This is a genomic window from Pseudomonas sp. GW823-FHT06B06 (genome assembly GCF_058795195.1).
Map to the genome: position 1 here is coordinate 125,623 of NZ_JBXAHO010000010.1, position 13,672 is coordinate 139,294.

17 protein-coding genes are annotated in these 13,672 nt (G+C 56.8%); 4 read left to right on the forward strand and 13 right to left on the reverse strand.

The window, feature by feature from the left end:
- The first annotated feature begins 7 nt into the window (after positions 1-7).
- Together AC1Q8Q_RS11740 and AC1Q8Q_RS11745 are read left to right on the forward strand one after the other, a co-directional pair.
- On the forward strand, positions 8-1,783 hold the full coding sequence (locus tag AC1Q8Q_RS11740) for a phosphoadenosine phosphosulfate reductase domain-containing protein (RefSeq protein ID WP_102685533.1): 1,776 nt from the start codon (positions 8-10) through the stop codon (positions 1,781-1,783).
- 69 nt (positions 1,784-1,852) lie between these two features.
- On the forward strand, positions 1,853-2,104 hold the full coding sequence (locus tag AC1Q8Q_RS11745; protein ID WP_102685532.1) for a hypothetical protein: 252 nt from the start codon (positions 1,853-1,855) through the stop codon (positions 2,102-2,104).
- A gap of 35 nt (positions 2,105-2,139) precedes the next feature.
- On the opposite strand, the gene AC1Q8Q_RS11750 is transcribed toward AC1Q8Q_RS11745, so the two are convergent.
- The 4 genes from AC1Q8Q_RS11750 to AC1Q8Q_RS11765 are packed head-to-tail and all read right to left on the reverse strand — an operon-like array spanning position 2,140 to position 3,772.
- Positions 2,140-2,394 carry a hypothetical protein gene (locus AC1Q8Q_RS11750; protein WP_102685531.1) on the reverse strand — a complete coding sequence of 85 codons (255 nt, stop codon included), beginning with the start codon at positions 2,392-2,394 and terminating at the stop codon, positions 2,140-2,142.
- Between the two features lie 12 nt (positions 2,395-2,406).
- Positions 2,407-2,601 carry a hypothetical protein gene (locus tag AC1Q8Q_RS11755; RefSeq protein WP_102685530.1) on the reverse strand — a complete coding sequence of 65 codons (195 nt, stop codon included), beginning with the start codon at positions 2,599-2,601 and terminating at the stop codon, positions 2,407-2,409.
- Between the two features lie 34 nt (positions 2,602-2,635).
- A complete protein-coding gene (locus AC1Q8Q_RS11760; RefSeq protein ID WP_102685529.1) occupies positions 2,636-3,172 on the reverse strand; it encodes a hypothetical protein in 537 nt (178 codons plus the stop codon).
- 12 nt (positions 3,173-3,184) lie between these two features.
- On the reverse strand, positions 3,185-3,772 hold the full coding sequence (locus tag AC1Q8Q_RS11765) for a hypothetical protein (RefSeq protein ID WP_102685528.1): 588 nt from the start codon (positions 3,770-3,772) through the stop codon (positions 3,185-3,187).
- Positions 3,773-3,995: 223 nt separating this feature from the next.
- Between AC1Q8Q_RS11765 and AC1Q8Q_RS11770 the strand changes: the two genes are divergently transcribed.
- Complete coding sequence (locus AC1Q8Q_RS11770) at positions 3,996-4,886, forward strand: hypothetical protein (protein ID WP_102685527.1); 891 nt, start codon at positions 3,996-3,998, stop codon at positions 4,884-4,886.
- Here AC1Q8Q_RS11770 and AC1Q8Q_RS11775 read toward each other — a convergent pair.
- The 8 genes from AC1Q8Q_RS11775 to AC1Q8Q_RS11810 form a co-directional block, all read right to left on the reverse strand.
- Positions 4,865-6,805, reverse strand: a complete 1,941-nt coding sequence (locus AC1Q8Q_RS11775) for a DEAD/DEAH box helicase family protein (RefSeq protein WP_102685526.1) — start codon at positions 6,803-6,805, stop codon at positions 4,865-4,867. The genes AC1Q8Q_RS11770 and AC1Q8Q_RS11775 overlap by 22 nt on opposite strands.
- A gap of 105 nt (positions 6,806-6,910) precedes the next feature.
- Positions 6,911-7,141, reverse strand: a complete 231-nt coding sequence (locus AC1Q8Q_RS11780) for a hypothetical protein (protein WP_028619968.1) — start codon at positions 7,139-7,141, stop codon at positions 6,911-6,913.
- A gap of 15 nt (positions 7,142-7,156) precedes the next feature.
- Complete coding sequence (locus tag AC1Q8Q_RS11785; protein ID WP_102685525.1) at positions 7,157-7,627, reverse strand: ParB/RepB/Spo0J family partition protein; 471 nt, start codon at positions 7,625-7,627, stop codon at positions 7,157-7,159.
- 89 nt (positions 7,628-7,716) lie between these two features.
- Positions 7,717-9,111 (reverse strand): exodeoxyribonuclease VII large subunit, encoded by a 1,395-nt coding sequence (xseA, locus tag AC1Q8Q_RS11790; RefSeq protein ID WP_013100932.1) that lies wholly within the window; start codon positions 9,109-9,111, stop codon positions 7,717-7,719.
- Positions 9,098-9,310 carry an exodeoxyribonuclease VII small subunit gene (locus tag AC1Q8Q_RS11795; RefSeq protein ID WP_013100931.1) on the reverse strand — a complete coding sequence of 71 codons (213 nt, stop codon included), beginning with the start codon at positions 9,308-9,310 and terminating at the stop codon, positions 9,098-9,100. The genes xseA and AC1Q8Q_RS11795 overlap by 14 nt, the downstream gene beginning before the upstream one ends.
- Before the next feature lie 73 nt (positions 9,311-9,383).
- Positions 9,384-10,013, reverse strand: a complete 630-nt coding sequence (locus AC1Q8Q_RS11800; RefSeq protein WP_013100930.1) for a hypothetical protein — start codon at positions 10,011-10,013, stop codon at positions 9,384-9,386.
- 321 nt (positions 10,014-10,334) lie between these two features.
- Complete coding sequence (locus tag AC1Q8Q_RS11805) at positions 10,335-11,042, reverse strand: DUF2786 domain-containing protein (protein ID WP_256585968.1); 708 nt, start codon at positions 11,040-11,042, stop codon at positions 10,335-10,337.
- A gap of 29 nt (positions 11,043-11,071) precedes the next feature.
- On the reverse strand, positions 11,072-11,548 hold the full coding sequence (locus AC1Q8Q_RS11810) for a hypothetical protein (RefSeq protein ID WP_011154398.1): 477 nt from the start codon (positions 11,546-11,548) through the stop codon (positions 11,072-11,074).
- 386 nt (positions 11,549-11,934) lie between these two features.
- Between AC1Q8Q_RS11810 and AC1Q8Q_RS11815 the strand changes: the two genes are divergently transcribed.
- Positions 11,935-12,195: a hypothetical protein gene (locus AC1Q8Q_RS11815; protein ID WP_158247788.1), complete on the forward strand. Its 261-nt coding sequence runs from the start codon at positions 11,935-11,937 to the stop codon at positions 12,193-12,195.
- A 782-nt stretch (positions 12,196-12,977) separates the two neighbouring features.
- Here the strand turns inward: AC1Q8Q_RS11815 and mobI are convergent.
- Positions 12,978-13,472 (reverse strand): conjugative transfer protein MobI(A/C), encoded by a 495-nt coding sequence (mobI, locus tag AC1Q8Q_RS11820; RefSeq protein ID WP_013100926.1) that lies wholly within the window; start codon positions 13,470-13,472, stop codon positions 12,978-12,980.
- Positions 13,473-13,672 lie beyond the last annotated feature (200 nt).

A 13,672-nucleotide genomic window follows, 5' to 3' on the forward strand; every position in this document is an offset into this window, starting at 1 on the left:
GCTTGTCATGCAGCTGTTCGATGTCGATCTGTTCTCTTCCGCTGGCGTCCAGGAGATGCCTGCCAATGTTGTTCGTGGGCCTGAGAAGACTCTGACCGAGAAGATTGCCGGTGCGGTCGAAGCTGTGAAGCGCGTCGTGCGGGCCGGCAAGCAGCCTGTTGTGGCGTGGAGTGGCGGCAAGGACTCAAGCGTTACGCTGAACATCGCGTTCACTGCAATTCGCGAGCTGGCCACCGAAGGTTTCGCGGTGCCAACCTTGAACGTCATGCACTCCGACACCCGCATGGAAAACCCGGTGATCCACTGCTACAACCAGAGCCAGATGCAGCAAATGCAGGCCTACGCGAAGGCTGCGGGCATCGAGTTGAAGGTGTGGGTAGCGAAGCCGGGTCTGAGCAATGACTACCTTGTTAGCCTGGTCGGTGGGCGCATCATCGCCAGCGTTGGCTCCAACGCCAAATGCCAGCAAATGACCAAAGCAGATCCACTGAAGCGAGTGAAGAAGGCAATCCTCAGGGATGTCGCGGCTCGCCTCGGCCGCAAGTGTGCTGATGACGATATCGTTTCGCTGATCGGTACCCGGTTCGATGAGTCCGTGCAGCGCGAGCGGAAAATGTCTGAGCGCGGCGAGAGCGCCTTTGAAGCTGTGAACCTCGCCGCCGGCGCTGGCGGGCACGACTGGGTACTCAGCCCAATCGCTGAAATGACCACCATGGACGTGTTCAGCTACATCGGCCAGGTGATAGCCGGCCGGATTGAGTGCTACGACCGCTTCAACCAGCTGGTTGAGATCTACCGCGACATGAATGGCGGTGACTGCATGGTGAACGTCTACCTGGCCGGGAAACAATCCGAGCGCCCAGCGTGTGGCCATCGGACAGGCTGCTGGTCATGTACCCGCGTCTCTCGAGACTCGTCGGCCGAGAGCATGATTGCCAAAGAAGGCGGCGAGTACGACTGGCTCAAGCCCCTGAACGACTTGCGGAACTACATCAAGGCCCGCCACTTCGATCCAAGCGCTCGATGCTGGCTGGCACGGACGGTTGATAAGGAAACGGGGACGATAAAAATCGCTCCGAATTCCTACTCGCCGACATTCACCAAAGAGCTGCTGGGAATCATGCTCACGATCCAGCTCGACGAGTTTGACGCCGCCGAGCAAGCCGGTATCAAGCCGCGCTTCACGCTCCTGGATATCCAGCAACTGCTGGCGGTCGAGGCGCTTTGGGGCCGGTATGGATACCAGAAGCCGTTTACCGCAATGAGGGTGTTCCTGGAGGTCTACGAGCAAGGTGTTCGCTATGAGATCCCAGATATCGCGGCGCTGCCAAAGTACACCGAGGCAGACCTGCGCTACCCCGAGGTCGAGGTGCCGTTCTGTGATGATCAGTACCAGGGAATGTTCAACGGCCTGCGCAGTATTTCCCATGCTGCTGCCGATGCTGAGTTCCTGACCACAACACGCAGTGGCATGGTGGTCATGGACGTGGTGACCAGCAGCGGATTCGAGATCGATCGCGAAGGTGCAGAGCTGTTCGTGAACTTCGAGCTGGATAACGCCCTGTCCCGCGTGACCTTCGACCAGTCTCCGACTGCGGGGCTGCATTACCTGATGGGGTTGGGAACCATCGCGATCTACAAGGGCGACCATGGCGACTGGGATCGGATGATGCGGATGTCCAACCAGATTTTCAGAAGCGATCTTCAGCCCATCCTGCATGACCGTGCTGCGCTGATAGCCCGGCTGGGTGGTAACTCACTGGGTCAGATCGATCTGTTCTGATTCGGTCCGTGTAAGCAACGACCATAATCCTGTGCGACTATACTGTCTTTACATACAGTGAGGCGTACTATGCCCTCTTCGGAACTGCCGCCATTCGAGCCGGTGACGCTCGACGAGCTGCGTCGCATTTGGTCAGCGCATGACGATCCTGACATACGCCGCCTGGCTCTCGAAGTAGCTCGATATCGGCGTGTGCTGGCAGAGGTCGACAAGCTCTATAAGACCGTCCACCAGTCTTGGCGCGCCCAGGTGGGCGGTGATCTAGTGGCCCTGCACCTCTTGAAACAGATCATGTATCACGAACGGATGCGCCTGCCATGATGACCGGCCCTGCCGTTTCTGAGCTATACCCAGTATCAAGAAGGGGTTGGAAACAGGGATCTGAGGATTTTCCAAACACCAACGCAGGCCGCCGCCCCCACAACAATCCCCAAAACTGCTCGTATGAGCATGGTGATGTCCTCTGGCCCATTCAGCCTCTCGCCCTCACGAAGGAGCCCTTGGATACCGAGCATCCTGTTGATCTCGGTCGGATAACCGAAGACGCACAGCCCAAAGACAGCGAGCAGCGTAGCCGTGCCGAGTGACTTCTTTACAGATTTCAAAAGCATGCGGTTACTTCCCTATTTCGATTGAGATGATTCTAACTGACCATTCAAGACTGCATCGCACCGCCGAGTCAGCAGGTCGTGCAGCAGCTCGGCGTCATTGGCCGCATCCACGCAATCGCGGTGGAGCGCATTCTCCAAACTGCTCTTCAGCCAGTAGCTGGTTTCAGGGCTGCTGAGTACCGCTTGAATTTCTTCGTTGATGGCCACTGTTCGATTCCTCTGTCCGGAAGGCGTTGTGTGCTCAGCGATTCACTGCCGGAGCACTGGGGAGGTTGCGGTTTTCCTGCGGAGCCATCGGTTGCCCCATCAGCTCAAACGCCGGCGAAATGAACTCGGCTGTCATGGCCTCGGAAAGCGCCTCCAGCTCGAAGTCGGTCACCTGAAAGCTCCCTGGCCAGATCCTAATGAGTGCCGATTTTCGTGCGACAAGGAATTTCTCCTGTTTGAGCATGGCCTCGTTGACGGCGATACCAACAGCCTCGACAAGAGCATCGCGGCTCCTGAAGAAATGAGTCATGGAGGAAAACGGGCAGTCGATCGGCACTCCGTCGACGATCACTTGATTCGGCTTCAGGTCGATGACGACGCGATTCGCCACCACTTTCCGCTCCGTCCACTCAAGAAACCAAGCCCCGAGAGCGCCAGCAGCAGCGACGATGCCGGCGACTACCCAGGTTCCTTGGCTGGGTGCGTCTACGTCAGGTAACGCAGCAAGCGAGCCCAGTAACGGGAGGGGCAGTATCGCCATCCCCAGTAGGGCTTTCGACAGATCATTCATTATGCGTCCTCGCTATAAATTGCATGTCGTCGTGTGCGCTTCAACTGCATAACCGCGGCTTGCAGTAATCAGTTGCACCTTACTTTCCAATAACTCGGCGATGATCTTGATCGCTGCCTGACCTCCCAAGCTGTACAGGTGTGCGTCTGCTTCTAGCTCGAACAGGCGTGTCGTACGATCCGGCGTTGTCATGATCAGCAGCAGTACCTGCTGCATGACATGCTCAAACGCCACCTCACAGAGTCGGCGACACAGACCAGTCTTACGGTGAACCGGCGCAAGATAAATGGCCTTGAGCATCAGATGAAAGCTGGTCTCGCCTTTGCTCTGGAGTGCTGTCAACTCAAGGGAACACAGCCCAGCCAAATTGTTGCCAACCCAGATCTCGTGGCACCCTTCGGCCGGGAAATTTGTAGGCGATAGAAGATCACCTTGTGGGCGATCTGATTCGTCGAAAATCCGCGCCCTTTGCGGTGGTGTTGAGAGGCGGTAAGTAACCATCACTGCTCTGCTCATAGGCTCCCCACCAGGATGGTCGTCGAGGTGCAGTACCGCTGGTTGGAGTTCCGGCAGTAGCTTGATCAGGTCAATATCTTTCATAAGGGAAACCGTTGGATCGCTGATGTCGGCCGATTATTCCACGCCGTCAGCGCCAGCAAGGCCGTAATCAGGTCGTAAAGCGGTCAGAAAACGTTCTCCCTACTCAGGGGGATAATTTCTATCTGGAGTGCTTGTATCTGGCCCTATCAGGCATTGCGCCGGCGGCCGTTGGGATTTCGGTAGGAAATGAGACGGTGGCCACCTCCTACCAGGAACCACCAGCATGGAAATCAACCGCCTCCCCGCTTGGCTTCAGGCTTACCGCGATGGCCATCGTCAAGGCAATGCCCAAGCGCTAGCAGCCTATGCCGATTACTACTGCATGGACGGGTCAGCCGACATGGAGCTGGATATTGAGGAGCGGCTTGGCTACATCCCTCCGCCGATGGTCTCGTATGCAAGCCGAACGGGCACACGCCGCAACCTCGCAGCAATGCGCGGGGCGGGTTGGCGTTTACTCGTTTCTGCGACCGGGGTTCTGCGCACGGAGGGGTTCGAGCATTACGCCTTGGACAACGGAGCGTGGAGCGCTTTCCAGCAGGGCACGCCGTTCGATGAGCGTGCTTTCGGCCGTGCCGTGGATCTTCTTGGCGAAGACGCTGACTGGGTTGTCCTACCTGACATCGTGGCAGGTGGGATGGAGTCGCTGGATTTCAGCCTGCGCTGGCTAGATCGGCTAAAGGGATTCCCTCAAAGGTTGCTCATTGCTGTGCAGGATGGAATGGAGCCAGACGATGTGCGTGAGTTCTTGAGCCCATCCGTAGGGATATTTCTCGGAGGGAGCACCCCTTGGAAGCTGCAAACCATGGCTGCCTGGGGTGTCCTTTCTCGTCGCCGCAACTGCTACTACCACGTTGGCCGGGTCAACAGCGCTCGACGGATCGGAATGTGCGCTGCCGCCAGTGCTAATTCCTTCGACGGTACCAGCGTGACACGCTTCGCCGACACGCTGCCTGCGCTCCATGCCGCGCTGTGCTATGCCGATTACCAGGGTGATCTTTTCTCTCTAGCCAAGGAGGACGTTGCAGCAACGCCATTCAATTGCTGTTGGCCGCTGCCTTCGAGACAGCACTGTTTTCATGGAGCCCACCATCATGAAGATGGGGTTATCTGAGCTTTCGCTGCCGTGGACATATCAGACGCCCAGTCGCGGAGATAACCAGGAACGATGAGCTTGTGACGAGCTCTCGATCCACCCGTGTAAAGGGCTGCAAAAGCCTTGCTCGCTGCAATGCGGTCACCAGGCCCTACTTGACTGAGCAAGTCTGGTGCGAGCATCACAGCGTCGATCTCTGAATTGCGTGCGTCCATGACCCGACCGAGCTGTAGTTGGGCTGTCCCTGATGCATCGAGGTTGAGTAACGATGCCTCGAACTCTGATGAGCTATAGCCCTTACTGAGCATCCGGTCGATGCGCTGAAAGCTACTGTTTTTGCTGCCCATGTCCGCCCGGAGATCATCCCAGTTGGTGTACCTGAAGAGCGCGCTGTGGGTTGGCCGTACCTGATCATGGAACAGGCCAATGCAATCGAGAATGAACCGGCGGAAGGTGTTGATTGCTCCAGGTAGCAAGCTGAAAGTCGCGCCAGCGCTCCCCAGGCGCTGAAACCATTCGAATAATCCCCACTCGGAATCAACCAGTATCGTCACGGCCCCGGAGGGAACCTCTGGCTTGTCGTAGTAGACAACCTTTGTCTCGATGCCGTTGTTGCCCTCGAGCGAAGCCAATTTCAGTATCGGGTGTTTGTCGATGAGGGGGTTTATGACTCCCTCGATCTGCCGGCCGGCGCGAATGGAGTGGGTGATCTCGTGCTTGCGGAGTGTGCTAGCCCGTTGATAGTAGCTCCCATCCAGGCGCTGGCAGGCGTCACCCAGGGTAATCACGGGCTGGGTACAGCGGTCGAGAAATACCGAGAGTGGCCAGCTCAGGTCGTGAGCTTCATCGACAATGATGTGGGTGAACTCCAGACCTATGACCGCCTCATGAAGAAGGGTCATGTGCTTGATTCGGTGATAGCCGCGAAGCGGGAGCTGAAGGCGCTGATCGGTTGGTTCTATGGTCTGGTCCCACAGCCTTTGCGCATACCCTACCAGCACCAACCGATCTACGGCATCGAGGGTAAGCCCTTTGGGGATGTGCTGCTCTGATAAGGCAAGGTCAGTGCTGTTGCAAAAGGAGGCAACCATCCTCGCGCAGGCCGTGGCTACTTGGGCTGGACTGAGCCTACTTATCGACCCGAAGCCTAACCGGGAAGCGATGTCTTCCGGGGTAACCTGGTGCCGAGCGGATGCCCGCTTGCCCGGCCTGTAATAACCGACACTTCGTTCAAGCACGTAGTTGGCGAGATCTCCGAACGTCATTCCTCTCACGTTCGCGGCTCCGATTCGCTGCATCAGGGCCTGGAGCTGCACCGCGGTGAACGCCAGCATGAGTGGTCGACATGATGAAAGCGAGTCCACCAAGCGTTCGATCATGTGGGTCTTGCCGGTACCAGCCAGGCCCTGGATATGGATGCTCTCATCGGGTTCGGCGTGAATAACGCGAAACGTCCGGCTCTGCTGATTCGACAGAGAAATTGTTTTCCCCGATGGGGTCTCGAACGAATGCTTGAGCGGGTTGAGCTTTTGGGTGTGCGCCGCACAGAAGTTGAAGTCCCAGTGGCCACCATTCAGGAATTGCTTCGCGTCCAGCGTCTCCTCATCCAGGAAGCGCAGCCGCAGCCGAGGCATAAGCGCCAGCCCTCGCTCAAACAACTCTCGCTTAAATCGGCCGGCAATCAGGCTAGAAAACGTACCAGGTGGATGCGTTTGGCTCAGTTCCGTTCCGACTGAGATCAACTCGGCCAGGGCCTTCTCAACGAGCATTTCGCTTTTCGGCTTTCCGTCCAGGGCCGGTAAGTTCTGGATGACAGCTACCGACGCCACTTGGGCCACGTCCCATTGCCCCAGCAGGACACGGGCAGAACCACTCGGATCAACCAAGGTATCGGCCTGTGAAGCCAGCAGTGGGATGTAAAGAACCGGGTCGCTCACGCTTTTATCTCGGTGAAATGAACATCGTCGACCGCAACCAGCACTATCGCCGGAGGCGGGCCCAGCTATCCAGTGTATGCCAGGCCAGCCGGAGGTCACACTATCTCAACGCCGGTACCAGTTGAGCTGGTAGCACCTGGCGTCCTCGGGGATCTGATCGGACGGCCAGCGCAGGCAGTTCAGATACAGACGCTCAGGTTTGCTCGGGCTGGGCCGAGTAGCCTGCACCAGGTAGGCCGACCCACCGGAAGTGAGGATGTAGTCGCCAGCGCTTAGGTCGTCGGCGCCATCGATGTACAGCTTGCATGGGGTGAAGGGCTGGCGTCGGCTGGCCATATCCGCTTTCCTTGATCAGTTTTCGATTTCACAGCTATCAAGTAAGGATTTGATCCGGTCTTGAAACTCCGGGTGCTCAGCAGATATCTCCTGAAGCTCAGGTAGTCGCTCAGTCACAATATCGGCCGCATTTACCCCGAACTCGGAAACCAGCCTTTCGAGGCTGTTGATGACCTCTTCTGGTGCAATATTCTCTCGGACAGTGTTGCAAATAAGGGCTACTGCGGCCTTGGAATGATCATCGAGCTCCACGACACGGATAGGGACTATATCCATAGCCAGTTTCTTAGCTGCCAGCCAGCGAACCTGGCCACCGCCAGGGGTGATCTCATAGCGGTCACCAAGACGGGTAACCAAAAGGGGCTCCATGATTCCGTAACTGAGAATGCTCTCAGCCATAGCATCGACTTGGGCCTGACTGGGAGTTTTTGGGCTGAGCTTGCTTCGCACCAGCTTGTTCGTTTGAACCGCCGTGGGTTTTTTCAAGTCTGGTTTCCTCAACCTTTCGGGTTAGTGCTCTGCGGTTCGCCACTCGCAGCCTTCTTCGGCAATTTAGATGGAATATTTCTGCTGCGTCATTGCGCTTTTGCCACTTCCGCAATGACATGGCCATCGGCGAAGGCCAGATCCAGCTTGCCTGCATCGCGAGCCTGCTGGGCACTGCTGATTATCTCCCCACCAGGGCCACGGACTAAGGCAAAGCCTCTCCCGAGCAGTGCAAGCGGATTTGTCTTGTCGTAGACCGTGCATGCAAGCTCCAGGCGCGAAATTTCCTTGGCGATCAGCGCCCTACTCAGGGAAGCCACCCTCGAGGCGGCAAACAGCCCCCTTTGGCGCTCAGCTACACACAGACCAGCCCCGAGCCTTGAAAATCGATCCTGCGCGAGCTGGAGGGCCATGCGCTGTTGACTGAGGAGGCGGTCTCGGCCTTTGTCGAGGCTGCTTTGCTGTTGCAACAGTTGCCGATGCTCCCCATGGAGCGTTTCCGTCACCCGCCGGCTGAAGGTGCTCCAAGCGCGATCCAGATGCGGGGCTTGCCCAGACACCAGGCGCAAGATCATGCCGTTGGCCCGCTCGACCTGAGCCCGAGCAGTTGAGGCCTCAGACATGAGCGCTGTTTTGATGAACCCGATGACCTTCGATGGTGTGTCGAACCGGCGGTGTGCCACGAGGTCAAGCACGCATTCGTCGATCTCGTGCCCAATGCCGGTGAATACCGGCACAGGCAACCGGCACACCCAAGCCGCAAGGTTCGCGTCGTTGAGCCAGGCCAGATCGCTTTTCGCCCCACCCCCGCGGATGATGCATACGGCGTCGAATGGCTGCTGTTGATGTTGCTCATGAACCGTCCGCAACGCAGAGCGGATGCTGTCTGATGCATCACGCCCCTGGAACGTCGCTGAGAAATACTCGAAGCCGCACACCTCGGCCGCAGCCAACTGCTCTGCATCACGCCGAAAATCGGCCAGCCCAGCAGCCTCGTGCGGAGCCACAACCGCAACGCGCCAGAACCCCCCTGGAGAGGGAAGTCCCCGCTGTAGGTCGAACCACTGCCGCTCCTTCAGGGAGGCAATGATCTTCTGCATCTTGGCCTGCATGTCACCCAGCGTGTAGCTCGGGTCGATGCCGGTGACCATCAGGGAGAAGCCAAACTGAGGGGAAAAATCTGCCCTCACTTTCAGCAGGACGTTCATTCCTGCTTGGGGCAGGCCTCCGGTTGCCTGCTGCCACTCACCAAGTACCTTGCCGGCGACGTTCGCAAACATGGTGCACCGTGCCTTCGCGACCTCGGCTCCATCACGCGACTCCAAGATGTCCATGTAGCAGTGGCCGTTCGGGCGGCGCTTGAAGTCACTGAGTTCTGCAACAACCCAGCAGCTGTCTGGCACCGCAGCACGGATGGCCTTCTGGATCTGGGTAAGGTATGCGCTGAGAGTGAGGTGCTGCTCAATCGGATCAGGTGCGCTCACCGGCCTGTCCCTCTTCAGCGCCCAAGGTCGCTTGAACAACGCCCTCGATGCGGGTAAGCCGGTCGGCGCAGAACTTACGGGCATCCGCAAATTCGCGAGCAAGGGTCTCCAACTCGTCGATGCTCACTTCATTGCGTTCCAGGCGCTTTACCGTCTGGTCGATGAAGGCGATGTTGGCTTCGTAGGTATCTCGGCTCATGTGGGAAGTCCTGGGGAAGATGGGATCAATCAACGTGCCGATTGTCGCAGCTTCCCCAAAAGACCCAACCCTATCAGCCTTCAGGCTGAACCCACGTTGTCTGACCCTCTGGGATCACGCCTCGATTGCAGCCGTATTTGGACAGGTACAACACCCTGCTCTGCCGCAACCAGGCCTCAACGGTTGGAACGATCATCGCGGCATACTCGGCAAGGCTCGGGTGTTTCTTCCAGTCGCCATTGCCGATCGCGGATTCCAGCGAACGGTCATACCAGGCGTTGACCAGCTGCTCGACTCCAGCCAGTTCCTCGCCGGCGGACGGTGCGGAATGGATCAGGTTATGCGCCTCGCGTTTCCTTTGCTCTCGGGTGGCATGTGCAGCTGGTAACGCTCCGAGGGAGAAAAGAGCGTCCTCAAAATTGAGGTGACGCTTCTCGTGAGTAGTCGAGTCCTCGGCTACATCGGGGACGAAAGAAAAGCGGCAGAGCTTGCAGTAGACCACGCCACCGTCCTTCCGCTCGTAGTGCTGCTCTAACGAGCGAGCGACCCACTTACGAACTTCGTGATAGCTGCGTGCTTGAAGATGATGCTGCGCCATCAGGTTGAGGCGCTGCGCATGGCTCAGTCCTGGGTGAAGGGCCTTTGCCTGTTTGGCGAGCTTTTTGAGGTTTTCGATATCGCGGAGTGTGATTGGGTTTTGCATACGGCAGCCTCCAAAGGCTGATGCTCTGTGTCCACTTCGGAGCACCCATAAGGGTTCCGTTGGTTTGTCGGTAGTGCTTTCGCTTTGCCAATGTGGACGGCAGGCACCTACCCGTGTGCCGAGGGGAATATCTCTGTCTCGATTGCGAACGTCAAGTGTGATGTCGAATTTCGCCCGGCTGGTTGAAATTTGAGCATCGCCGGGGGAGCGTTTCCAGACCGCCACGCCAGGACTTTATCCACAGGCTTACCCCCACTTTCAGGGGACAAACCTCGGGCGAAAAAAATCCCGCTCGAGCGGGACTTATTCCTGGGCCCTGCGTCATTCCAACTCCAACTGCCTGTGCTCGTCACGCCCCATGGGTTTGTGCAGAGAAACGCTTTCACCATCCATTTTGCCCTGAATGTACGCTCGGTACGCATCCATATCCAGTTTTCGGCGTTTCATCTTTGTGATCGGAACACCAGGATAATGTCTTTGGGTATAAGCGTGGATTGCCCGCTCCCCTTCTTCCGTAATGCCGGCAAATTCCTCTACTCGTTTATGTACGCCGATGATCCACGCTTCTGCATACAGCACTCCCGCTCTGCGCCTTTGCACTGTGCCCTGAATGCTGACCCCTGAGAGGTATTTTCTCTTGGAGTCTTTCAGTTGCCGGATAAGCACCTCATACGCATAGGCCGACATTTCAGCGCTACCGATTTCTCCAATAAAAATCAGCGACTGCCCGTCAGGCCCATAGCTGTAGAAACTCACACAGCCAAACGCCTTAGAGACAGTCATCGACAACATGCGAATCCATTGTGGCGGAACGCTTTTGGCTTTACCGATCCGCAGGGAGAATTCTTCCGCCTGGGTAGCACGCACATCGCCTACTTCCAGCTTGAACTTGTCCATAAGTTTGCGGGCTTGCCGCATTGCTGCTTCGGCCTCATGCGGGTTGCTGGATTTTGCGAGCGCAAAACATTTCTTGATTCTGCCTAGTGCGCGAGCGCGCTTATCCATGTCTGCAATTGCGCACTCACTCACCAGCCAATCCTCCGCTTCGCGACACGTTATTAAGCATGACGTTTCAGCGACAACCAATATCTCCCCGTATTCGGGTTGCTCAGCAAGTATACTTGCTCCATCCCCTCAAAAGAGGTGTCCAACTTTTGGACGCCAGCCCCGAAATACTCCCCCAAACGCGACAACACTTTTTCCTGTTCTGCTTGCGGCTGGTCTTTAAGTTCATCGAGAACCATCTTCAGCTCTGTGATAGCGGCGGCAAAAAACGTTCTTGCTCGCAACGCATCCGCTTGCCCGAGCGTTGACTCGTATTCACTAAGCACTACCGCCATCGCCATAGAACTCCGCTCACGCAACCCTGCGCACTCCTGAGTGAGTACGATTGCAATTAGGAGATCATGACTGCCCGGAATGTCTGCATGCAGCACCTCCAATATTTCCTCAGACCACTCCTTATCCGCAGGGAGGTTGTATCCTTCAAGAGAAAAACTACCGCTGGCCCCGATCAACTCATTAACGCCGTACATAAAATCCCCTTGTCCCTAAATTTGTGGTTCACCTTAACAACATGCATCCATCCGCTTCGCGACACGTTTAAAAGCGCACGCACGCAGCATCAAACTAGATCTTCCTGTTTGATTCGTAACTAATTCGGTTCATCAGGCAGTAGTCGACAGTGTATCCATCTATCCGGGTAACGATTTCCCCAGTCAAATCGAGCAGAGCAGATGCCCCTGCGTAAAATCCAATTCCGCCGCTGGCATATTTTCCGCTCCGAATCTGGAATCCTTTGGCGTCAGTGATGGATACGCCGGATATTTCGTGCCATAGGAGAAATACACCCTCCCCGTACAGGCCGTCATCCCGCACTGAAAAAAGAACCTGCCGGAGTTGGCTCCCATGGGCAACGCCTATGAAATCGCCGTTTGGTAGCACCGGCGGGAATAACCTGCCGTCATCTCTTTTTCTAAACTCCAAATGTCACCGCCTGTTCATTGCCGTGTTTCGCCGGCTCTTTAGGTTCGATATCACGCTGGTGACAACCAATGCTGACTTGATCGACAAGCTTACGCAGCAAGCGATGCCGGTAATGCACATGCCAGTGAAAATCATCCCGTGGATTGCTGATGTCCATGCTCCGAGGTATGGCAGGTTCGCGAAGATCATTCGCTAGGCCCTCCCCTTACGCTCGCAGATTTGCCAGCCAAGGCTTTCATCGCCGCCCGCAGTTTCGCGCAGTCGGTTTTCGCATCGCTGAGTACATACCTCGATCCGTAGTAGGTCAGCCAGGCGGTTGCTAACCCGGCACTCAACGCGCCGATTGATCCAAGCAGTAGTTCCAGTTGTTCGCTCCCGAGCATGAGATTTACTCCCTCTCAATCCTGGCTGCTTACTCCAGCCCGCAAATTTGCGCTGTGCCAATGCTCCCACCATCGCAATCAATCCCAAGGATTTAGTGCGCTCCGAATCCGCTGCCCGCCCTCTACCTGCCCGCAGGTGCTTGCTCACTTCCGTTACACCCCCTTCACCCGCTTCGCGACACAGGTTCAGGAAAACCACCCTCACACCACCTCGCTTGCTTATGGGAGTCTGACGGTTCACCTCACATAGAGAGAAAATCGCATTGGGGCTAGTTTCATGCGCGCCGCTCTGAAAGGCCCGCGCAACGGGGCGTGTAGCGATATCCACGTCAGATGGTTGCCGTGAAGGGGTGTCGTCATCGCCAAAGGGGTGTCGTGAAGGGGTGTTGTGAAGGGGTGTTGCTGGACTGAAACGCCCGCCCGCTAAGGCGTCGCGGCTATTCAGCCGGGTCAGTTTGCAGCAAACGGTACTGTGAAGAGGTGTCGTCATCGTCGAAGGGTGTCGTGAAGGGGTGTCGTGAAGAGGTGTTGTAGGTCGGAGCCCTTGATTTTGTTGGGCTCCACCATTTTTCGGCACAGTTCCCAGGCGACTCGCTTAGTCGGACGTTGCGGGGTAATCATGAGTGATGAACGCAGAAATCGAGCCGTCAACCACGCCAGCTTTCTTCACCGCAGGGACAAGCTGACGGCGGACTCGCTGAATGACCGAGCACGTTTCCCGGATCTCGGCGAGCTGGATTTCGTAGGCCCGAACGATGTTCTTCAAGGGCTCCTTGACGAATGAGAACGACGAGACCGGGTACTTGCTTCCCTGACCCTTATTGATTGTCCGGATGACCCGCGGTTTCTTGGCTTCGCCTTCCTTGAGCCTCGGCAAAATGACTTTCGCCCATTCGATGGTGACGGCATTCGGGCTGGATTGCCGGATACGGATCACGATCGGTATGTGCCCTGGCTTACCTGCGTGCAGTGAAAGGGCTGTCTGGAAGAAAGAGTCGCGCAGCTCCTCCGCTCGGCCGACAAGGCTGGAATAGACGCGATCAAGCTCCGCTACTGCTGGGTGCTTGGGGGCTTCAGAGGGTGAGTTCATATGTTGCTCCTTTGTGGATGGGAGCATTTTGCGGGTCGACAGAGAAGGCGTGGATCGTTTTCAGACGCTAAAACGTCCTGAAAACGAAGCCCAAAGCTTTCAGGAAGGCTGATTATTACGGTGCGTCGTCATCTGGTGACCGGGTGATGCAGATATAGCGCTTGGGATTCTTTGGATGTGGGGTTTCATGTGCTGCGGGG